Source organism: Oceanicaulis sp. LC35 (assembly GCF_052055585.1).
Lineage (GTDB): Bacteria > Pseudomonadota > Alphaproteobacteria > Caulobacterales > Maricaulaceae > Oceanicaulis.
In genome coordinates, this window is sequence record NZ_CP170485.1 from 2,551,856 (window position 1) to 2,572,407 (window position 20,552).

General features: G+C 65.1%; 24 protein-coding genes. 6 read left to right on the forward strand and 18 right to left on the reverse strand.

The window, feature by feature from the left end:
* Position 1: 1 nt before the first annotated feature.
* Genes ACFELO_RS12205 through ACFELO_RS12215 form a run of 3 tightly spaced genes read right to left on the reverse strand, consistent with a single transcriptional unit; the run spans position 2 to position 2,330 of the window.
* Positions 2-817 (reverse strand): PhzF family phenazine biosynthesis protein, encoded by an 816-nt coding sequence (locus ACFELO_RS12205; RefSeq protein ID WP_440958039.1) that lies wholly within the window; start codon positions 815-817, stop codon positions 2-4.
* On the reverse strand, positions 817-1,890 hold the full coding sequence (locus ACFELO_RS12210) for an NAD(P)/FAD-dependent oxidoreductase (protein ID WP_440958040.1): 1,074 nt from the start codon (positions 1,888-1,890) through the stop codon (positions 817-819). Before ACFELO_RS12210 ends, ACFELO_RS12205 begins: the two co-directional genes overlap by 1 nt.
* Positions 1,887-2,330: a thioredoxin family protein gene (locus tag ACFELO_RS12215; protein WP_440958041.1), complete on the reverse strand. Its 444-nt coding sequence runs from the start codon at positions 2,328-2,330 to the stop codon at positions 1,887-1,889. Before ACFELO_RS12215 ends, ACFELO_RS12210 begins: the two co-directional genes overlap by 4 nt.
* Before the next feature lie 258 nt (positions 2,331-2,588).
* Here ACFELO_RS12215 and ACFELO_RS12220 point away from each other — a divergent pair, with 258 nt between their 5' ends.
* Positions 2,589-3,776, forward strand: coding sequence for an acyl-CoA dehydrogenase (locus ACFELO_RS12220; RefSeq protein ID WP_440958042.1), 1,188 nt, complete (start codon positions 2,589-2,591; stop codon positions 3,774-3,776).
* Between the two features lie 87 nt (positions 3,777-3,863).
* Here the strand turns inward: ACFELO_RS12220 and ACFELO_RS12225 are convergent, their stop codons facing one another.
* Entirely contained in the window at positions 3,864-4,076 is a 213-nt protein-coding gene (locus tag ACFELO_RS12225; RefSeq protein ID WP_440958043.1) for a hypothetical protein, read from the reverse strand.
* 186 nt (positions 4,077-4,262) lie between these two features.
* Here ACFELO_RS12225 and ACFELO_RS12230 point away from each other — a divergent pair, with 186 nt between their 5' ends.
* Together ACFELO_RS12230 and ACFELO_RS12235 are read left to right on the forward strand one after the other, a co-directional pair.
* Positions 4,263-5,045 (forward strand): enoyl-CoA hydratase/isomerase family protein, encoded by a 783-nt coding sequence (locus tag ACFELO_RS12230; RefSeq protein WP_440958044.1) that lies wholly within the window; start codon positions 4,263-4,265, stop codon positions 5,043-5,045.
* An 89-nt stretch (positions 5,046-5,134) separates the two neighbouring features.
* Complete coding sequence (locus tag ACFELO_RS12235) at positions 5,135-5,887, forward strand: GntR family transcriptional regulator (protein ID WP_440958045.1); 753 nt, start codon at positions 5,135-5,137, stop codon at positions 5,885-5,887.
* Here ACFELO_RS12235 and ACFELO_RS12240 read toward each other — a convergent pair whose 3' ends face one another.
* The gene (locus tag ACFELO_RS12240; RefSeq protein WP_440958046.1) at positions 5,888-7,060 is read right to left on the reverse strand and encodes a CaiB/BaiF CoA transferase family protein; all 1,173 of its coding nucleotides are present in this window, start codon (positions 7,058-7,060) and stop codon (positions 5,888-5,890) included.
* Positions 7,061-7,274: 214 nt separating this feature from the next.
* Between ACFELO_RS12240 and ACFELO_RS12245 the strand changes: the two genes are divergently transcribed.
* Positions 7,275-7,541 (forward strand): hypothetical protein, encoded by a 267-nt coding sequence (locus tag ACFELO_RS12245; RefSeq protein WP_440958047.1) that lies wholly within the window; start codon positions 7,275-7,277, stop codon positions 7,539-7,541.
* A gap of 29 nt (positions 7,542-7,570) precedes the next feature.
* Here ACFELO_RS12245 and soxR read toward each other — a convergent pair whose 3' ends face one another.
* On the reverse strand, positions 7,571-8,017 hold the full coding sequence (gene soxR / locus ACFELO_RS12250) for a redox-sensitive transcriptional activator SoxR (RefSeq protein WP_440958048.1): 447 nt from the start codon (positions 8,015-8,017) through the stop codon (positions 7,571-7,573).
* Between the two features lie 94 nt (positions 8,018-8,111).
* Here soxR and ACFELO_RS12255 point away from each other — a divergent pair, with 94 nt between their 5' ends.
* On the forward strand, positions 8,112-9,260 hold the full coding sequence (locus tag ACFELO_RS12255) for a questin oxidase family protein (RefSeq protein ID WP_440958049.1): 1,149 nt from the start codon (positions 8,112-8,114) through the stop codon (positions 9,258-9,260).
* Between the two features lie 49 nt (positions 9,261-9,309).
* The gene (locus ACFELO_RS12260; RefSeq protein WP_440958050.1) at positions 9,310-9,798 is read left to right on the forward strand and encodes a prepilin peptidase; all 489 of its coding nucleotides are present in this window, start codon (positions 9,310-9,312) and stop codon (positions 9,796-9,798) included.
* Here the strand turns inward: ACFELO_RS12260 and ACFELO_RS12265 are convergent.
* From ACFELO_RS12265 to gspD, 12 genes are read right to left on the reverse strand one after another with little or no spacing between them, the layout of a single operon-like run.
* The gene (locus ACFELO_RS12265) at positions 9,795-10,292 is read right to left on the reverse strand and encodes a hypothetical protein (protein ID WP_440958051.1); all 498 of its coding nucleotides are present in this window, start codon (positions 10,290-10,292) and stop codon (positions 9,795-9,797) included. The two genes, ACFELO_RS12260 and ACFELO_RS12265, sit on opposite strands and share 4 nt — an antisense overlap.
* Positions 10,293-10,294: 2 nt before the next feature.
* On the reverse strand, positions 10,295-11,029 hold the full coding sequence (gene gspN / locus ACFELO_RS12270) for a type II secretion system protein N (protein WP_440958052.1): 735 nt from the start codon (positions 11,027-11,029) through the stop codon (positions 10,295-10,297).
* A complete protein-coding gene (gspM, locus tag ACFELO_RS12275) occupies positions 11,026-11,532 on the reverse strand; it encodes a type II secretion system protein GspM (RefSeq protein WP_440958053.1) in 507 nt (168 codons plus the stop codon). The genes gspN and gspM overlap by 4 nt, the downstream gene beginning before the upstream one ends.
* Positions 11,529-12,815, reverse strand: coding sequence for a type II secretion system protein GspL (gene gspL / locus ACFELO_RS12280; protein ID WP_440958054.1), 1,287 nt, complete (start codon positions 12,813-12,815; stop codon positions 11,529-11,531). Before gspL ends, gspM begins: the two co-directional genes overlap by 4 nt.
* Positions 12,815-13,822: a type II secretion system minor pseudopilin GspK gene (gene gspK / locus ACFELO_RS12285; protein WP_440958055.1), complete on the reverse strand. Its 1,008-nt coding sequence runs from the start codon at positions 13,820-13,822 to the stop codon at positions 12,815-12,817. The genes gspL and gspK overlap by 1 nt, the downstream gene beginning before the upstream one ends.
* Positions 13,819-14,484: a type II secretion system minor pseudopilin GspJ gene (gspJ, locus tag ACFELO_RS12290; RefSeq protein WP_440958056.1), complete on the reverse strand. Its 666-nt coding sequence runs from the start codon at positions 14,482-14,484 to the stop codon at positions 13,819-13,821. Before gspJ ends, gspK begins: the two co-directional genes overlap by 4 nt.
* Positions 14,481-14,849, reverse strand: coding sequence for a type II secretion system minor pseudopilin GspI (gene gspI, locus ACFELO_RS12295; RefSeq protein WP_440958057.1), 369 nt, complete (start codon positions 14,847-14,849; stop codon positions 14,481-14,483). Before gspI ends, gspJ begins: the two co-directional genes overlap by 4 nt.
* Positions 14,846-15,376: a GspH/FimT family pseudopilin gene (locus ACFELO_RS12300; RefSeq protein ID WP_440958058.1), complete on the reverse strand. Its 531-nt coding sequence runs from the start codon at positions 15,374-15,376 to the stop codon at positions 14,846-14,848. Before ACFELO_RS12300 ends, gspI begins: the two co-directional genes overlap by 4 nt.
* Positions 15,376-15,840, reverse strand: a complete 465-nt coding sequence (gene gspG, locus ACFELO_RS12305; RefSeq protein WP_440958059.1) for a type II secretion system major pseudopilin GspG — start codon at positions 15,838-15,840, stop codon at positions 15,376-15,378. Before gspG ends, ACFELO_RS12300 begins: the two co-directional genes overlap by 1 nt.
* A gap of 24 nt (positions 15,841-15,864) precedes the next feature.
* Positions 15,865-17,088 carry a type II secretion system inner membrane protein GspF gene (gene gspF, locus ACFELO_RS12310; protein ID WP_440958060.1) on the reverse strand — a complete coding sequence of 408 codons (1,224 nt, stop codon included), beginning with the start codon at positions 17,086-17,088 and terminating at the stop codon, positions 15,865-15,867.
* Entirely contained in the window at positions 17,075-18,559 is a 1,485-nt protein-coding gene (gene gspE / locus ACFELO_RS12315; protein ID WP_440958061.1) for a type II secretion system ATPase GspE, read from the reverse strand. The genes gspF and gspE overlap by 14 nt, the downstream gene beginning before the upstream one ends.
* Before the next feature lie 3 nt (positions 18,560-18,562).
* Positions 18,563-20,548, reverse strand: coding sequence for a type II secretion system secretin GspD (gene gspD / locus ACFELO_RS12320; protein WP_440958062.1), 1,986 nt, complete (start codon positions 20,546-20,548; stop codon positions 18,563-18,565).
* Positions 20,549-20,552 lie beyond the last annotated feature (4 nt).

Genomic DNA, 20,552 nt, shown 5'->3' on the forward strand with positions numbered 1-20,552 from the left:
GCTAAAGCCTTATGACGCCTTCAAGGTAACGCAAGGCGTCACCCACCAGCAGGACCCGGCCCGCAGATCCGGCGCGCACTTCAAGCGCGCCGGAGCGCGGGCCGACCTGTCTGGCCTTGAGCGCGCTTTTGCCAAGTTTCTGGAACCAGTAGGGCGCGAGCGTGCAATGGGCTGATCCGGTAACCGGATCCTCGTCCACCCCGCTGGCGGGACCAAAGAAGCGCGAGACGAAGTCTGACGCCCGCCCGGGCGCGGTCACGATGACATTGGTGCGGGCGGCCTCAAGCGCCTTCATATCCGGGTTCAGCCCGACCACAGCGCCTTCATCGGCGAACACCAGCATCTGATAGCGGTTTCCGTGCACGCGCTCGATCTCGTAGACCGCCTCCGGCTCGCCCCCGCCCAGCGCCTCGACCACGGCCGGATCGGCCTTGCCCGGCTCATACCCGATCACCGGAAAATCCATCTGATAGCGGCCATCGTCCAGTTTCGAGACCTTCAGAAGCCCCGACAGGGTATGAAAGCGCGCTTCGGGTCCCACCACGCGTCCGGTCTCGAACAGCCAGGCCGCAGAGGCCAGGGTGGCGTGTCCGCACAGCTCGACTTCGAGCTGAGGCGTGAACCAGCGCAGCCCCCATTGATCCTTCTCGCCCATGGGCTTGAGATAGGCGGTCTCGGACAGATTGTTGGACTGCGCAACGCCCAGAAGGTCGGCGTCCGACAGGTCACGATGCAGCATCACGACGCCTGCAGGATTGCCGGTGTGCGGCTTGGCGCCATCGGGAAAGGCGTGAATTTCGGCGTAGGAAAATTCCATTAGTCGTCCACCCTGTAACGTTGCAGGAAGCGGCCATCGAGCCAGCGCTTGAGCTTCAGGGCCGGTTTGCCCTGAAACGCCAGATCCCCATACCGCGCCAGACCTGTGCCGTCCCCCACATCCAGGATCGACAGCCAGCGCGATTGCGGCGTGTAGCGACGCCGGGCGCTGCGCCCGCCCGCAGCATTGATCAGATTCTGGATCAGGATCGGAGCCGCCCGCACGCCGAACACGCCCAGCTTGGGCCGGGGGTGATCCACCATGCGCGCGCAATCCCCAACCGCGAAGACTGACGCATCGCCAGTCCAGGACAGGTCTTCGTTGACCGGCAGCCCCTCCACGGTGGCCTCAAGCCCGTCCGGCAGATTGGCGGCGAGCCCGGTCGCGGCCACCAGTATGTCCACCGGCGCGACCCGACGCTCGCCAAAATGAATCAGCCCCATCGACAGATCTTTCACCCGCTGGGGCACATATTCGACGCCGCAGCGCTGCATGGCCTGCAAGGCCAGCTCACGCGCCTTGTCCGGCCAGCCGGGCAACAGTTCAGGACCCGCAAGCACCATTTGCGGCTGCGCGCCCAGACGTCGCTGAAGGCTGGCCATGGACAGCGCGATCTCGAGCCCGGTCGCCCCCGCGCCGGCCACCGCCAGACGCAAGCGACCGCCCGATGTCTCAACCGTCGCCCGCAGCGCGGCGAGCGCACTGACCGGCTTGGCGGGGATAGCGCCGGCCTGCAGCAAGGGGGTGTCAGCAATATGACTGCCGGTGTTGAGCGACAGCACGTCATAGGTCAGCTCCAGACCATCCTCGAGCGTGATCGTCTTCAAAGCCGGGTTCACCGACTGCACCCTCTGCCGGACATGCAGGAACGGGCCGGCCATCTCGGCGGGGTTCAGGCGCGCCGCGCCGGGTGACAAGGCGCCGGAGAGCACGCCGGTCGCCGCGCCCGAATACCAGAATGCGCCCGGATCAATGAGGGTCAGGGTCATGCCGGCATTGACGAAACGCTGCGACTGCCGCAGCGCTTCCATATGGGCGTGGCCCGCCCCCACCAGAACGACTTGCCGGGTCATGGCGCCGGAACCTCCGCATAGACGGCGAGGAAGTCTGCAAACTCCTGCGGCCGGCGCGACCGGGCGGTGCGCCAGTCATAGGCGCCGCCAGGATTCACCACGCGACCATCCGCGTCCGCGACCACGATGGCGGGCGCGCCCTCGACCTTCTCAAGACCATAGCCCGCCGCCAGATCGATATTCTTGTCGTAACGCCCCACATCGATCAGCACGATTTCATAGCGCTGGGACAGGAAGTCCTGAAGCTGCGGCAGGGCCAGCACACTGGCGAAACGGCGCGCATCCGGGCACCAGTCCGCGCCAAACACCGCCAGCACCCGCTTGCCATTGCGCGCAGCGTATTCCGCATTGCCGAGCGCGCCTTTCGGCTCGGGCGCAGACGCATAGGGCGTCTGAAGATCGGCGATGGCGATGTCATCAGGCAGATAGGGGCGGTTCATGGCGGCGCTCCGGGGTCTCAGGTCACGGGACCGGAAACCTGCGCCCTTCTGGCGCAAAGGTCCAGAATGAGAGGGTGCGACCGGTCTTCACGCCTGCGTCAGGCGGAAAACTTCAGCTCCGCCCTGTCCGCTCGCTTGCCCGGTGTGCATCCGGTCCGCTACCACCTCCATCAGAGACGATGCTTGCCCGCCCGTATCTGGCCTTCCCGCCGGCATCGGGTCATATAGGGCCTCAAAGACGAAGAAGGATATTCACGCATGGCTGCGAAAGAGACCGGCCTCAGCTTCTCCTGGGAAGACCCGCTTCACCTTCAGCAGCAGCTGAGCGAAGAGGAGCGCATGATCGCCGACAGCGCCCGCAGCTATTGCCGTGAAAAGCTGCTGCCACGCGTGGTCGACGCCTATCGTGAGGAAAGCTTTGACCGCGCCATCATGACCGAAATGGGCGAGATGGGCCTGCTGGGCGCCACTGTCGCCGAGGAATATGGCGGCGCAGGTCTGTCGCACGTCGCTTACGGCCTGATTGCGCGCGAAGTGGAAGCGATTGATTCCGGCTACCGCTCGGCGATGAGCGTGCAGTCCTCCCTCGTCATGTATCCGATCGAGGCCTTCGGGACCGAAGAGCAGAAACACAAATACCTGCCCAAGCTCGCCAGCGGCGAATATGTGGGCTGTTTCGGCCTGACCGAACCTGATGGCGGCTCCGATCCGGGCGCGATGCGCACCACCGCCAAAAAGGTCGATGGCGGCTATGTGCTGAATGGCGCAAAAATGTGGATCACCAACTCGCCGATCTCTGATCTGGCGGTGGTCTGGGCCAAGCTTGATGGCGAGATCCGCGGCTTCATCGTCGACAAGGGAACCGAAGGCTTCGATTGCCCCAAGATCGAAGGCAAGCTGTCGCTGCGCGCCTCGATCACCGGCTCGATCTCGCTCAATGACGCCTTTGTGCCCGACGAGAATATCCTGCCGCATGTCAAAGGCCTGCGCGGTCCGTTCTCCTGCCTGAACAAGGCGCGCTATGGCATCGCCTGGGGCGCAATGGGCGCCGCCGAGTTCTGCCTGCACGCCGCCCGCGACTACGCCATGGAACGCGTGGTGTTCGGCAAGCCGATTGCCGGAACCCAGCTGGTGCAAAAGAAGCTCGCTGACATGCAGACCGAGATCGCGCTGGGCTATCAGGGCGCGCTGGCGCTCGGCCGCATGCTCGATCAGGGCGCGTGGGTTCCTGAAGCCATCTCGATGATGAAGCGCAATAATTGCGGCAAGGCGCTGGCCATCGCCCGCGAGGCGCGCGACATCCATGGCGGCAATGGCATCGCCGAGGAGTATCACATCCTGCGCCACGCCATTAATCTTGAGACCGTGAACACCTATGAAGGCACCCATGACGTGCACGCCCTCATTCTGGGCCGCGCCATGACCGGGCTTCAGGCCTTCGCCTGATCCGCCTTCGCGCTCGCACAACAAAAAACCCCGGCGCCAAGGCGCCGGGGCTTTTTTGTTTCGGGTCTGTCGCCGTGGAATAGCGCGTTAGCGCGTTTCCCAGTACGGACGCCGTGCCGTCAGGTTCAACGCCAGCGGGTCAGGCCGCGTAAGCCGTCCCGTAGCGAAGAGCACGACCAGGGTCAGCACCATGCCAACCAGGGCCAGCAGGCTAGTCACTTCAGCAGACGCCAGACGCGGCGCCAGCAGAGCGAAGCCCAACCAGGCGGCAATCAGACCCACACCAACGAGATGAGACATGTGGACCTCCTATATTGCTCACCGTTATAAAAGTGTCACCTTTCCCGGATGACGTCAAGTTTTTTGGCAGGGTACGGATAAAATTTTTTCTCCGGGGACAATCCGCCTCACCCCTAATTTCTTGACGATTCACCACATTCAGGCGCAAACAACGCTCCACGCAGGATGCAGTTCCGGGGCAAAGCCATGCACGCAGAACAGATCTATCTCTCCCGTCACGGCGAAATTGCATCGCTGGTGCTCAATCGCCCGTCCAAGCACAACGCCCTGACCGAGGCGATGTGGCGGGAAATTCCCGAACTGCTGGCCGAAGCGGAAGCGGATCGCGACATTCAGGTTCTGGTGGTGCGCGGCAAGGGCGGGGCCTTTGCGGCTGGTGCGGATATCTCCGAGTTCGAGGAGGTCTACGCCACCGCCGAGCGCGCCCAGGCCTATTCGAAGGCCATTGGAGACGCTCTGGACGGTCTGGCGCGCTTTTCCAAACCCACCCTCGCGGCCATCGAGGGCGCATGCGTGGGCGGCGGCTGCGCCATCGCGCTGGCCTGTGATCTGCGCTTCGCCGCGCAGGGCGCGCGTTTCGGCGTCACCCCCGCCAAGCTGGGTCTGGTCTATCCTTTCAATGACATGCGCCGCCTGGTCAGTGCTGTGGGCGCGTCTGCAGCCAAGGACCTTCTGTTCACCGCGCGACTGGTGGATGCGGAGACCGCGCTGCAGATGGGGCTGATTAACCGGCTGTTGCCGCAAGGCGTTCTGGCCGAAGCGGTCGAGGAGTATGTGCATCACATCACCCAGACCTCCAGCCATACGGCCAGGATCACCAAGCAGATGATCGCCCTGATCGAAGCCGGGCAGGACGAGGATTGCGTTGAGACGCGTCAGCTGTTTCTGGACGCCTTTTCCGGCGATCATTTTCAGGAAGGTTATCAGGCCTTTCTTGAGAAACGTCGGCCGAACTTTCCCAAACCCTGATCCGTGTTGCTCTGCACAATGCAGGCGCAACTCGCATTCCCCGTCGCAGCGACTATGTTAGCCGCGTCTTTTCAAGGCGGGAGGATCCTGTGTCCGATACTTCTGGCGTAGAACCGGTCTCCAGCGCGCCGCGCTACATGACGCTCGCGGAAACCTTGCGGGCCGGCATCGCCGCCGGCAATCCGGCTGTGGGCGAATTGCTGCCCACCGAACATGCCCTGACCGAACAATACGGCGTGTCCCGCCATACGGTCCGCGAAGCCTTGCGCATGCTGGCCGAAGCTGGGCTGATCGCCCGCCGCCGCGGGGCCGGGACTGTCGTGGTCGCGTCCGAGGCCCGCGCCGGTTTCGCCCAGCGCCTGGGCGGCGTGGACGACCTGATGCAATACACCCGCACCGCCCGGCTCAAGCCGCTGCGCCAGCATGTGGGGCCGCTGGATACCGCCGTCGCTCGCGCCTTTGGCGTCGCTCCGGGCGGGGATTACCTGCATGTGCACGGCCTGCGCGGCCAGCCTGATCGCGCCCCTGTCGCGCTGACGGACATGTATATCCGCGCCGACCTGGCCCCGCCGGTCGATGTGTTCGTCGAGCTCAATGGCGGCGTCACCGAATGGATGGCCACCGAACGCGGCGCGCCGACCGCCCGCATCGAACAGACCATCGCAGGCGGACTTCTGACCGATAGTGAAGCGGATGTGCTGGACGCCGAACCCGGCTCCGCCGTGCTGCGCACCATGCGCCGGTATTATGACAAGGGCGGACGCATCATCGCGCTGTCCGACACCGTGCACCCGGCAGACCGTTTCACCTATGAAATGACCATGCAGCGCGAGGCGGACTGATCACTCCGCCGCCCGGTCCTCGGGCTTGTCATTGAGCATTTCATCGAGGATTTCGCGCGTGTCCTCGCCCAGCTTGGGCGCACGACAGGTCGGCGCGTTCTGGCCGTTGATCCGGACAGGATCGCGCACCATTTTCAGCCCGCCCGGCTTGTCGGGGTGTGACACGGTTTCAATCCGGGACCGGGCCTGTGACGCGCCCAGCGCGGCGGACATGGAATGCACGGGCGCTGCGGGCGCCACCCCGCCCAGACGCGTCATCCACTCCGCCGTCGTGCGCGTGGACAGGAAGGCGTCGAGCTCGGCCTGAAGCTTGTCGCGGTTCATCCGGCGCGCCGCCATGTCGGCATAGGCCGGGTTTGACAGCAAATCCTCGCGCTCGATCGCCTGACAGAACGCGCCCCAGAATTTCGGCGCCTGACACATCACGAATATCCAGCCATCCGCCGTGCGGAAAAGCTGGCTGGGGGCTACCGAGGGATGGGCCGAGCGTTCCTGACGTTCCGCGCATTTGCCCTCATTGAGATACCAGGTGGCGGGATAGGACAGCTGGTGCAGCGCCACGTCATAGAGCGAGACATCCACATCACAGCCCCGGCCCGAACGCTTGGCGCCCAGCACGGCTGACACCAGCCCCAAAGCCATCATCGTGCCGCCCATATAGTCGATCATGGACATGCCGAACCGCGTCGGCGGCGCGTCCGGCTCGCCCGTCATCGCCATCAAACCGGCTTCGGCCTGCATCAGATAGTCATAGCCCGGCCAGTGCGCCCGCTCCCCCTCCCGGCCATAGGCGGACAGGTGTGCGCAGACGATGTCAGGCTTGATCCGGCCCAGATGGGCATAGTCCACCTTCAGCTCGGCCGGCAGATCGCCCCTGAGATTGTTGGCGCATGCATCCGCTGTCGACAGCAGACGCTCGAATATGCGCCGGTCGCCGCGATCCTTGAGATCCAGCGCCATGGAACGTTTGCCGCGATTGAAAGTCTGGAAGAACTCGCTGTCATACTCGCCCAGAAAATAGGGCCCGGCGCAGCGCCCGCTATCGCCGCCTGTGGAGGGGTTCTCGATCTTGATGACGTCAGCGCCGAGCGAGGCGAGCAGCTGGGTGCCGTATGGACCCGCGCCGTCCTGCTCGATGGTGAGAACCCTTAGACCGCTCAGAGGCTGATGCATGGAAGACTCACAGCTCAGTTTCCACTTTCCGTAAATGTTAACGAAAAGACAGACTCCGGCCAAGACGATCTACGACTTTAGCGTGAATATCTCGGAAACCACACGTACAGACAGAGGGTTATATCGCCATCACCAAGGGACACAGGGTCGCATTCCCCCGCCCGTCAGACCCTGACATTCTGGTCCCAGAGCCCAAGTGAGGGAGGAGACCGAGATGAACCACAAACACAGAAAAACCCTGCACGCCCTGTTCGCCCATCCCGAGCCGGCCAATCTGTCGCCCACTGAAGTCGAGCATGTCCTGACCGATCTGGGCGCCGAAATCAGCGAGCGCTCCGGCGCGAAATTCGCTGTCACGCTGAACGGGCATACGGCCAATTTCCACCACGCCGCCCATTCGCTTCCCAAGGATGAAGTGCGTCAGCTGCGCAGCTTCCTTGAGACGGCAGGCGTGGATCCCGAGCGCGATTACCCGCTCTGATCACCACGAGCCGGCGCTTGAGGGCCGGGTCAGTCGCCGAGCAAACGGCGCGGGCCCGGCCCTTGCGCGCCCAGCCTGTCCTGCGGGTTGTAGAGCTTGCAGGTTTCCAGAGACAGACATCCGCATCCGATGCAGCCATCCAGTCGCTCGCGGATGCGTTCCAGCTCTGAAATGCGCGCCTCAACGCGCGCCTTGATCCCTTCTGAGATGCGCGACCAGTCCTCACGACTGGGCGTCCGCCCGTCAGGCAGGCGCAGAAGGATCGCGCCGATCTCCTCAAGACTGAGCCCCAATTGCTGGGCGATCAGGATGAAGGAGACACGGCGTATGTCGGCGCGCGCAAAACGGCGCTGCCCGGCATTCGTCCGATAGGCATGCATCAGCCCGGCATCGGCGTAATAGCGGATGGCGGAGACGGGCACGCCGGTCCTCGCGGACAGCTCCCCGATCTTCAAGAGTTTCGGCCTGATCGCCATATAACTGATATTTCTCGATTTAATTTCCTTGATCTCAAGTTAGCTTGAGAAAGTAGGCTTGCCAATATCAGACCTTGATCGTTGGAGCCTTCCCATGACCGCCCCCCTCGACATCGCCCTGCCCGCCCCCCGCAACTGGCACGCCGACCGCGCCCTCTCCCAGGCTGCGGGCAGCCTTTTGAAAGCGCGCCCGGATTATCGCCAGCTCGACGCCGCACTCACCCGGCTGGACGCGGTGTCTCCGGCGCTGACGAACGGCTTTTACAATCACGCCCCGATGGCGGTCGAAGCGCTCTGCTCGATGGGTCAGGGCGATGAGGCGCCAGCCTGGCTTGAGGCGCAGGCGGACAGCTTCACCCTGGCAGGCCCGGAGGGCGCGCCCCTTGATCCCGATGACTGGCGCGCTCTGATCGGCGGTCGAACCCGGTACCCTGAGTGGCGCGCCTTCTTCCGGGACGAGCTCAAGGACAGGCCCTGGCGCGAAGTGCTGAGCCTGTGGGTCCATCGTCTCGTGGACGGGTTCTCCAGCTCCGCCTGTCACGCCATTCTGCAAACCGCCCATATGGCGCGCGCCCTGCACGCGCACGAGACGCCGGTACGCCTGAACGCGCTGGCGAACGCCCTTGCGGCCTGGGCGGACCGATATTCGCCCCTGCCCGTCGAACCCCGCCCCAATCAGGGCGTGCTCGACTTCCACGCCACGCTGAGCTGGATCACGCTGCTGCCTGAGGCGCATGCGCCCGGCGAAGGCGCCATCACCGCAGGCTATGCCCAGCTCGTCCATGCTGACGACTTCGCAGAGGTCACAAGTCTGGTGGATCTGTCCGGCGCGCTTGAGCTGCGCTTTGATGCGCTGATGCAGGAGATGACGCGCCTGTTCATCGCCTATGCCCGCACGCCCTATACCGTGATCGTCTTCACCCATGCCGTCACCGCGACCGCCGCGGCGCGCACCCTCTCGACATTGGTTCCGGACGCCCTGGGGCGGCGGCTTCTGTTCCGCGCCTTCGAGCACGGAGCGGCCCTGATGGCGGCCTTTACGCCGCTGGCCCTTCAGGCGCCCGATCCGATCCGGGCCCTGCCCCCGAACTATCCGGCCTATCGCGCCGCCCGGCACGGGGATGATCACATCATCAAGCTGACCGAAGCCTTGCTCCGCGCCTATCAGCGCAGCCACAACCCGATCTATCTGGACGCCATCGCCCAGGCCTTTGCGGTTCTTCCGGCGCCGGATCGGGACTGATCTGCCTCGCTGACTTGGCGAAACCCCTTATGGAGGGGATAAGGGCGGTATGGTCGCCGTCCTCAGCCCCCTTCTGACACTTGTGCTTCTGGGCGCGTTGATCACCCTGTCGGTGATCGACGCCCGGCGTTTCATCCTGCCTGATCGCATCACCCTGCCGCTGATTGCGGGCGGCGTAGTCGCAGCCGCGCTTCTGGGCTTGACGGTCTGGCTGCATGCCCTGGGCGGGATTGCGGGCTATTCCGCGCTGGTGCTGATCGAGAAGAGCTATGAGCGCGCGCGGGGCCGTCCGGGTCTGGGACGCGGAGACGCCAAGCTGTTCGCCGCCGGCGGCGCCTGGTGCGGCGCGCTGGCCCTACCCGCCATCTTGCTATTTTCCAGCCTTGCCGCGCTGGTCTTCGCGCTGACCCTCAAATACGTCCTGCGCAAGGAGGTCACGGGCGACAGCATGATCGCCTTCGGGCCCTTCCTCGCATTCGGGATCGGGCTTGTCTGGGTGCTGCAGCGGACCGGGCTGTCCGGCCCCGCCGGGTTCTAGAACCGGCCCGGCGCCGTTTGCGCGCCGGTCCGGCAGGAGTAGACACCGCCCAGCGGACGCACGGTTTCGGACCCGTCCATGGCGCGGGCGCGCAGCAGAACATTCTCAAGACGCGGGCCCGAGCCTGTCGCTTCGCCGACCTCTCCCGTCAGGGTGAAGACGAGACTGGCTGTCTGGTCGAGATAGACCCGGCGAAAGCTTTCCCCCAGCACAAACGCACCCGGCTGCGGCGTTGCTCCCAACTCGTGAATGACCCCGTCATGCAGGATCAGCGCGCGCCCGGCGCGTTCATTCTCGAACACGACGAAGGGGTGCCCTTCGCCCATGCCAAACAGGAAGATGCCACACTGACCATCCGCCAGCTCCTGAGGCGGCAGGCTGTCCGCGCGGTCAGGCGTGCTGCGGGCCTGTTCGATCAAAGGCGCGCGATCCGGCGCCCCGGTTGCGCAAGCGCTGACGCCCAGCGCGCATAGGCCAGCCAGAATCCAACGCATCCTCAGCCCTCTTCCTGTACATCACTGTCCGCGATCCAGCGCGCGCCGTCCGCTTCAAAGCCCAGCAAGGCTAGCACGCGTCCGCCATCACGGTCATGCGGCGTCGCCACGATCCGGTAGCGCGGCTCGCGGGGATTGAGACGGATCACACCTTCAAGGTCCAGCACCGGCCCCTGACCGGACAGGTTCAACGCCAGATCCTCACCAGCGCAAAACAGCGTCATGTCGAGGATCGGCAGGTCCACATCATAAGACGCGCCCGCATCCGCCAGCGCCGCGCTCGTGGCGACGCCTTCGGCGGCAAGGCAATGGCCGTCCCGGTCAAAGCTCACACTGACATCGTAAAACTGAACGCCCGCATCATTGAGGAAGGCGAAGCGCGACAGGCCCGGCAGGACCGAAGTCGACGCCGCCCCTCTGGCGTTCCAGACCCGAACGCCCTCTCCGCCAAGACCCAGCTCGCCCGTCATGATGATATCAGGGTCCGCCACCGACAGGGTGACGCCCGGCCGCCCCGTCAGAAGCGACATGGGCGACAAGCGCGTCCGCACTTCATAGATGTCCGTTCCGGCGACGCGCACCCGAAGCGCCTGGCCGTTCCAGACCGTGCCCTGAACCAGCCCCGCCTCGATCCCGACGGGCGCCAGCGCGTCATAGACAAGCCGCATGGGGGCCTTCGCGATCAACCCAACCGCCAGAGCGGCAAGCAATCCCAGAACCAGTACAATCCGCATCATCCCGCCCCTCCGGCGCGCACCAGAGTGAGCTGGGCGCGCACGCGGTTATCGTTCTCACGGTCCAGACTCACCCGCTCGGCGCTCACGCCATGCTCACGGGCCAGAACGCTCAGCCAGCCCATCAGGGCGTCCGCATCCGACTGCTCCATCCACACGCCCAGACGCCCGTCCTCCAAAGGCTGGACCCGGCTGATGGACAGACCGCGCTCCCGCGCCGTGCGATCGGCCAATGTCCGCAAGGGTTCACGATCCCCCGCAGTCACCGCCTGCGCCGAGCGCGCGCGATACTCGGCAGCCTGTACCAGCAGGGTCTCATAGCCCTCAGCCGCATTGGCGTAGCGTTGGGCGGCGTCTGACCGCCAGTTTATTGCCGGGGCCAGAACCCCAAACCACAGCACCGTCAGCAGCAACAGAACCGCGAGCCCGGCCAGCAGCACCTGTTCGCGCGGCGTGCGCGCCTGAAAGGCTTTTTGAAGCGGGGAGAAAAGCGTCATCTGGCTCATGGCAGCCTCACCGTAAACTCGCCTGCAACCCCGGCTGCGCCCTGTCGTGCGCCGCCATCCTCCAGCACCGCGCCACGCGCTTCAGCCGCCTGACGCAAGCGTTCAAAATCGCCAAATCCGGAATAGAGCGCAGTGACCGACAATTCGCCCCGGCTGGCGTCATAACGCAGGGAGTCTACCCGCACGCCGTCCACATCCGACAGAACCTCGGAGAGGACCGAGGCGAGCGGCAGGAAGCCGGCCCCGCCCGCACCCCCGCCGCTGACGCCATTGAGCGCCTGACGCATCTGGGCGCTAACATTGACGATCCGCGCCTCGGGGAAGAGTTGGCGGAACTCCGCCTCCTGCGCCGCCTCATAGCGGTTGGCGCGATCCTCGAGATAGGCCGCCTGCCCCATCATCAGCGCAGACGCGCCCAGAACGGCGACAAGCCCCAGACCCGCCGCCCAGCGCCAGGGCTGCATCAGGGCGGACCAGTCAAGCTTGGCTGCAAAGGCGTCGCCACAAATCGCGGGAAGTGCGTCCATGGCTTCAACCGGCAAAGCCGCCGCGGCAAGACGCAGGTCCGGCGCTTCGATCCGCTTGACCGCAATCGGCGTGTCGTCAGGCGCCATCGGGCCGGGATCAAGGTCTGCGCTGATCAGAACGCGCCGCGGCTGCAGCCGACGCCCCAGCCCGGCCAGCACCGGGGTCAGAAGGTGCGGTTCGATCGCCCCGCACACCGGGTCGGCCAGCGCGGCGTCCAGATCACGCGCCTCGCTTGCCTCTTGTGACGCTGCGCCCAGATCCCCGGCGCGGGTCTGGAAGACCACACGCTCGCCATATCCCATCACCGTCAGATCGCCGCCATGTCCCGTCAGGACCATGCCGTCAGGCAGGGTGTGAAGTCGGGCGATATCGAGGCCGGACAGCATCTCGCGCCAGCGTTTTAGGAGGCCCTGATCCACCGCCGCCAGCCAGCGCGCGCCATCCTCGCCCACCGGGCCGAGGCTCACTTCGACATCCTCAAGCGGCTGGGCGATCTGGTCTTCGATCAGGAAGGGCGCCGCGCGGCGCGCATCGCGTTCTGATTGTCCGGGAACCGGCAGGCGACGGATGAACACATCCTCGGACGGCAGGACCATCACAGCCCGCTCGATGACCGTTCCGGACGGCGCCTGAACCGTTGCGCCCGGCCCCGCCACGCCCTCGGCGATGACCGCCCCGGCGCGGATCACGCTCCAGCGGGCAGTCTGCTCCGCCATCGCCGAAGAGGGCGGCTGAAGGATCAGCACGTCAGTCATCAGAAGGCTCCAAAGCGCTGGCTGCGACGACGCAGATCCCCGCCCTCATTCAATTCAGCCAGCTCTGTCATATGAAATCGGGTTTCGGCGAGGCGCACGCTCACCTCCATCTCGAACCAGCGACTGCGCAAGGTCAGACGCGTCTTCTCCGCATCGCTCAGCTCCAGCGGCGCCAGCAGCGGATCCGCCCAAACCTCTTCCAGGCTTTCATAACCGGCAGGCGGACGACGGAAAAGCAATGTCTCTGCATCCGCCGGATCAAGCTCTTCATGCAAGAGCGCCGAGAGCAGCACGCTCTGGTCAAGCGCGAGTGTGTTGATGTTCAGGGCCGGCTGTTCGGCCAGGGGCAACACGCACAGATAGGGCTGGTACACAGCGTAGAGCGGCGGCGTCATCACCGGCAGCGCCCGCAATTCCTCAAGCTCGGTAAAGCGCTGGTTCGCGGCGCGATAGGGCGGGGCGTAGGCGCCATACGTACGGTCTTCCGCGCCGCCCGGCTCGGCGGACTGATCCGCATCAATCCAGTCGGTGATCTGCGCCAGCAAGGCTTCTGCTTCACCGGCCGGAACCCCGATCTCCAGAGACAGGGTCAGGAAAGCCTGTCGCCGCCACTGCACGTCCGCGGTGCGCGCATCGCTGTCCAGCGGGTCGTCGCCATCAGCGTCTTGGTCGACCAGCGCGTTGATATTCAGGCAGTTATTGCGGTCCTGGATCTCGCCCACAACCTGCCCGTTCTCAAGCGGGAACACCACGGGTCCCGCCAGCCATAATTCGTCAGAGCGCATCACCGCCCGGCCTGGAGTTCCGGCATTCAGGAAGGCCGCCTCGGCCAGATCGCGCGCCCCGCGCGCCATCCAGACAGCCTGCGTGCGCTGATCGATCTGGGCGGTGCGGAAGGCTGCAAAGCGGGTCACATCCATCAGCTGCACCGCCACCGCCGCCATCAGTGCGACCAGCAATAGCGCAGCAATCAATGCCGTCCCGCGTTCGCTCTGACGTTCACTCATCGCCCGACCTCCGCAGTCGGCGACAAGGCCACATGCTCCATCTCGCCCAGTGTGGACTGGACATAAGACAGGCGTACGGCGCGCGGCGCCTGCGCCGCCGCTTCGCCATTGCGGCCGGGCCGCAACTCGATCACGCCGGTCCAGACGCCCGTCATCAGGGCCTCGATCCGAAGATCAGAAATCCCCTCCGCAATCATCTGTCGGACGGGCGCGGCGCCTTGCGCCAGATCAGGATAGAGACTGGCTTCGCGCCACAAATGATCCCCGTCATAGATCCAGGCGACGCGCTGCAAACCCGAGCGCGGCTGCAGCCCGCCCGGATTGGCCCAGCCGGTGCGCGTCAGCACCAGAATTTCACGCGGCTCGCCCTCGCGCACCGGATTCAGGGGATCAGCGCCCTGAACATCGAGCGCAAACACCCGCGGATCGGTCAGCCCGTCCTCGTCCCGCACCGGACGCATCACCATCTGGCCGATGTCTTCGCTGAGAAGGGCCTGAATGCGCTGCACGGCGGCAAGCTCGGCCATCACCGCTTCGGAGGTTTCCTTGGAGCGCAGGGCGGTCGTTAACAGCCCGACACTGATCGCGCTGATCAGGGCGAAGACCATGACCGCCGCCATCACCTCAACCAGAGTGAAGCCTGCTTCGGACCGCCGGGTCATGACGTCCTCCGCAATGTGTCGAGCGTGTAGAGCACGGCGTCAGAGTCCGGTTCGGAGATCACCAGTCGCAGGCGCAGAAGGTCCGGCTGGCCCGCATCATCGACTTCCAGCGCCCAGTCAAAGCTCTGCCCGCCCAGCGCATATTCGCCACGCTGATCGCGCATCGCGCCAGGACCGGCGTTCAGCAAAGCCTCGCTCAGAAGGTTTTGCGCCGCGATCTGCGCCAGCGTAATCTCGCGCGCCAGCGTCGCCGAACGGGCCGAGGTGCTCAGCGCATTCATCAGCGCCACGCCTGCGAGCGCCAGAATGGCGAGCGCCGCCAGCATCTCGATCAGCGAAAATCCGTCCTGAGCGCGCGCGGTCATGACGGCGTATCCGGATCGCGCAGATTCAACCGCCCCTCGCCATCGCGTTCGATCATCCGCACGCTGTCCGCGCCCCGCAATTCATAGGCGAAGGGCTGGTCAAAACCGGTGGGGTCAAACCAGACCTCGGGACCTTCCAGCGCCGCCGCATCTTCCAGCGAAGCCTCGCCGCGCTGCGCGATAGCGCCAGACTGCACCACGAGGATCAGATCTGGGTCTTCAAAGCGTTGCGCGTCAAAGGCGGGATGGTCGGTGCGAACACGCCAGACGCCCTCTTCAAAGCGGTAGAACTGATAGCCGCGCCCGTCAAAGCGCGCGCCGAACCCCACATGCTGGCCCGACACCAACGCATCCTGCCGCGCCTCGTTGAGCGCGCGCACAAGCGCCTCGCCTTCGAGCTGGGCCGGGGAATCCTCAGGCTGGAGCATGACCACGGCCACGCCCGTCACCAGCGCCATGATCGCCAGCGCCGCCAGCGTCTCGATCAGCGAGACGCCCGCTTCAGAGGATCGGGGCGGACGAGGCATCAGTCCTGTTCGGCGTTCCAGTTGCCAATGTCGGCGTCTTCGCCCTCACCCCCTTCGCGTCCATCCGCGCCCAGCGTCCAGACATCAAACCGGCCATGCTCACCCGGATAGAGGTAGAGGAAGTCATTGCCCCAGGGATCGGTGGGCAGATTATTGATGAAACCACCCTCGGGAAAACGCGTCGCCAGACGGGCGTCAGCCGGCGGGGTCACAAGCGCATCCAGGCCTTCATCGGTGCTGGGATAACGACCCATGCGCAGGCGATAGGTTTCCAGCGCCTGCTCAAGCTGGCTGATCTGGGTCTGGGCGGTGGAGGAATTGGCCTGACCCAGCATGGGCAGGACATTGATGGTGATGATGGTGGCCAGAAGCCCGATGATCACCACGACCACCATGACCTCCACGAGCGAGAGCCCGGCTTCCTCATCCTCGAGACGGCGCGCGTCCTGTTTGGTGAGCAGCATGTCTCAGTCTCCTTGCTGGCCGCGCTAACCCAGCGCAGCAGTGTTCAGTTGCAGGATCGGCAAGAGGATCGAAAGCACGATCCCCACCACGATCACGGCCATGGCGATGATGATGCCCGGCTCCAGCAGGCTCAGACCCACCGTGATCGCGCCATCGACCTCGGCCTCCATATGCTCGGCGGAGCGCTGGAACATTTCCGCCAGACGGCCCGAGCGTTCGCCCGCCGCTACCATGTAGACCATCAGCGGCGGGAACCAGCGCGCCTGACGAAGCGCAGCCGCCAGCCCCTTACCGGTTTCCACCTGCTCTATCACCGCGCCCAGCATCGTCTGGAAGGGCAGATTGTCCGACGCCCGCCGGGCCGCGCGCAGGGCTTCGGGCAGCACCGCGCCCGCATTGATCAGGATCGCCATGGTGCGCGCAAAGCGCGCCGCCTCGACCTTGCGGGCGAAACCGCCGAGGCCAGGCAGGCCAAGCTGGCTGGTCTGGACCGCGCGTTTGACGGGCTCTCGCCGGATCAGCACCGAATAGAGCAGGACCGCACCGAGAATTCCGACAATCAGGATCGGCCAGCTGGCCTGAAGCGCGTCTGACAGACCGATCATGACCCGCGTGATCAGCGGCAGGGTCATGTTCATGGTCTCAAACTGCTCGGCGATCTTCGGCACGATCGCCACCAGCAGAACGCAGACCACCAGAAGCGCGACCACACCCAGCACACTGGGATAGATCAGCGCCGCGCCCACCCGGCGCTTCAGCGCGCCCGCTTTTTCAAGGTAATCGGCCAGACGGTCGAGCACTTGCCCCAAACCGCCCGCGCTTTCCCCCGCCGCGACCATGGCGCGATACACGCCGGGGAAGCTATCGGGATAGAGCGCCATGGCGTCTGACAGGCGTTCGCCCTCAACCACTTTCTCGCGCACGCCCATCAGGACGCGGCCAACCTGGCCCTTGTCCGCCTGACCACCCACCAGACCCACCGCTTCTTCGACCGGCATGCCCGCGTCAATCAGAGTGGCGAGCTGGCGGGTGACGCCAGTCAGATCGTCTTCAGACAGGCCCTTGGGCTTGAACAGGTTCGCCACCGGGTTCGCGCCGCCAGTTTTCTCGCTGGCGCGCGACACCGATAGCGGCGCAAGCCGACGGCGCCGCAATTCCTTGCGCGCGGCGGCTTCGCTATCAGCGGACAGAAGGCCTTTGGTGCGCTTGCCCGCCGCGTCGAGCGCTTCGTACTCAAACGCCGCCATCGCGCTCGCCATCCTCGCGACACACCCGCATCACTTCCGCCAGCGATGTCTCACCGGCCTTGGCCAGCTCCACGCCCGAGCGCCACAGCGTATTGCGATGAGCGAAAGCGTGGCGGGCGATCTCGCTCTCGCGCGCATCCTCGTGGATCATCGAGGCGACAGCATCATCCACCACCAAAAGCTCATAGACGCCGCGTCGCCCCTGATAGCCGGACCCGCCGCAGCTGTCACAGCCCTTGGGTTTGTACAACAGCGCGGTCTCGCCGGGCTCCAGCTCCAGCATGCGCTGCTCGCCCGCATCCGGCTCATAGGCGGTCTTGCAGGACGGGCACAGGCGACGCACCAGACGCTGGGCCACCACCGCCTTGATGGTGGTCGCCAGCAGATAGCTTTCAACGCCCATATCGCGAAGGCGCGTTACCGCGGCGGCGGCGGAATTGGTGTGCACGGTGGAGAGAACAAGGTGACCGGTCAGAGAGGCCTGCACCGCGATCTCGGCGGTCTCGACGTCCCGGATCTCGCCCACCATCACCACATCGGGGTCCTGGCGCAGAATGGCGCGCAGGCCCGCCGCGAAGGTCATGCCGACCTTGGTGTTCACCTGGGTCTGGCCCACGCCCTCAACCGCGTATTCCACAGGGTCTTCCACGGTCAGGATATTACGGGTCTGATCGTTCAGGAGGTTCAGCCCGGCATAGAGCGTCGTCGTCTTACCCGCACCCGTGGGACCGGTGACCAGCACCACGCCATTGGGCTGGGTCAACACCTTGCGGAAGTCCTCAAGCTGGCGCGGAGACATGCCGAGCTGTTCGAGCGTGAAGCGCGCGCTGTCCTTGTCCAGAAGACGCAGCACGACGCGTTCGCCATAGCGCGACGGCAGGGTTGAGACCCGCACATCCACGCCCTTGCCCGCCAGCGTCAGGGTCAGGCGGCCATCCTGGGGGATGCGTTTTTCCGCGATGTCGAGCCGGGCCATCACCTTGATGCGGCTCGTCAAAGGCGGAGCGAGCCGCCCGCTCAGCGACACCATTTCACGCAAGACGCCATCGACGCGCAGGCGCACGGACACCCGGTCCTCGAACGGTTCGACGTGAATATCAGAGGCGCCCGAGCGCACGGCCTCGGCGATCAGGCCGTTGATCAGGCGAATGATCGGCGCGTCGGACGCGCTGTCCAGAAGGTCGGCGGTCTTGGGGATGTCGTTGATGATGTCAGACAGGCTCTCGCCCGCCTCATCCTCGGCCCGGTCCGACATGGAATGGGCGAGACCATCAAAGGCGTAGATTTCAGACAGGGCCCGATCAAAGGCGCGGGCGTCCAGTGTACGCACTTCACACGCCTGCCCCGCCGCCCGGCGGGCCTCCACCAGCGCCAGCGCATCTGCATCCTCACGCAGGAGAAAGACCGGGACCTCCCCGGTCTGAAGCGCAACGCCGCGTTCGCGGGCAAAGGCGTAGTTCAGCGGCTTCAAGGCTTACTCCTGGCCCGCATCATCACCCGGAAGGGGACCTGCGAAAGGTTGCTGGCCGCGCATCATCATGTCCACGATGGATTCAAGGCTGGACGTTCCGCCCGTCGCCTCACGCTGTTGGCCCACCGCATAATCATAGCTGTTGCGGGTCACGTCGCGCATGGTCGCAGCATCGCGCACGATGGTCGGACGGATGAAGACCATCAGATTGCGACGCGTGGTGGAGCGGCTGTCATTGCGGAACAGACGACCCGCGCCCGGCAGTCGGCTCAGCCCCGGCACGCCGCTTTCCGCTTCCTGCTCGTCGGTCTCGATCAGACCGCCCAGCACGATGATTTCGCCATCATCGGCCAGCACCGTCGTCTCGATCTTGCGCTGATTGGTGATCAGCTCGACAAAGTCGGCGCTGACCGGTCCAGCCACGGATGACACTTCCTGACGGATCTGCAGACGGATGGCGTCGCCATCATTGATTTGCGGGCGCACATAAAGCTGCACGCCGACACTTTCGCGCTCGATCTGGCGGAAGGGGTTGGAGTTGTTCGAGCCCAGCGTCTCGCCCGTGGTGATCGGGATTTCCTGACCCACCATCAGATTGGCTTCCTCGTTATCCAGCACCATCAGCTGAGGCTTGGAGAGGACGTTGGAATCCGTGTCGCTGTCGAGCGCATTGACGATGACGCCAAAGAGCGAGCCATCGTTGAGCTCGCCGCCGAAGCCGAAGGCGCCGCCGCGGGCATTCACCAGCGAGGACAGAGCCAGATTGCGCAGGTTCACATCGGCGCTGCTGGTGTTCTCTTCCCCATTCGAGCCCAGACCGCCGGTCAGAAGCGCGCCGGTCAGCGCCAGAAGGTCAGGCTGACGAGTGGAGCCATAGCGGGTGTAGGCGAACGGCATGGCGTCATCGCCATCGCCCGCCAAGAGGAACTGAACGCCCAGATCGCGTGCGGTCTGGTCGGAGATTTCCACCACAATGGCTTCCACCTGCACTTGCGGGCGGCGCACATCGAGACGGCTGATCACCTGTTCCAGCTCGCGCAGCACGTCCGGATCGGCGTTCATGATGATGGAGTTGGTCGCCGCGTGATGGGCGATCGAAACCGGGCGTCCGCCGCTTTCCGGACCGCTGAGCGCTTCAGCGAATTGCTGCAGGATCGGCAGCAGGTCATCGCCCTGGGCATGGTTGAGCGCGACCACGCGGAAGGTCTGGGTGGAGGCGCTGACGGCATCGATGCGGCGCACCAGCGAGATCATCTCGCCCACCGCCGACGGCTCGCCGCGCAGCAACAGCGCATTGGAAGCGGGCACGGCGGCCACGGTCACGTTGGATGGCGCCTGATCCTCGCCGCCCTGATTGCGCTCGCGCAGGCGGGCGATGACAGACGCCATCTCTTCGGCGGGCAGGTTCTCCAGCGTCAGCATTTCCACGGTGGAGGTGTCGCGGTCCGCTTCACGCAGCGCCGCTTCGATGGCGCGAATGTTCGAGGCGAAATCGACGATCACGACCAGATTGCCGGACTCAACCGGGTTCACCGCACCCGACGGGCTGAGCATGGGCGTTACAGCACGGACGGCGGAGCGGGCAGAGGTGTTGTTGAGGCGATAGACCCGCGTCAGGAAGACATCGCCATCGCGTGTCGCCGATTGCATGGGCGCGCCGGCACGGGCGCCTTCGGCCTGGGGCACGATCTGGAACACGCCCGGCGCGGTCTGCACCGCCGTATAGCCGTTCACGCGCAGGGTGGAGAGAAAGACCTGAAACACTTCTTCATCGCTCAGCGGCGCTTCGGAGACGATGGTCACAAGCCCGCGCACATCGGGATCGAGCACGAAGGTGTAGCCCGTCATCAGGGCGATATCGTCGATCACCGCGCCGATCTCGGCATTGCGATAGTTCAGGGTCTGACCGCCATTGGACTGGGCGAAGGCGGCGCCGATCAGCACGGCCGGAGCCAGCACGAGAATGAGCATGCGGGACAGCAAGGTCACGGGT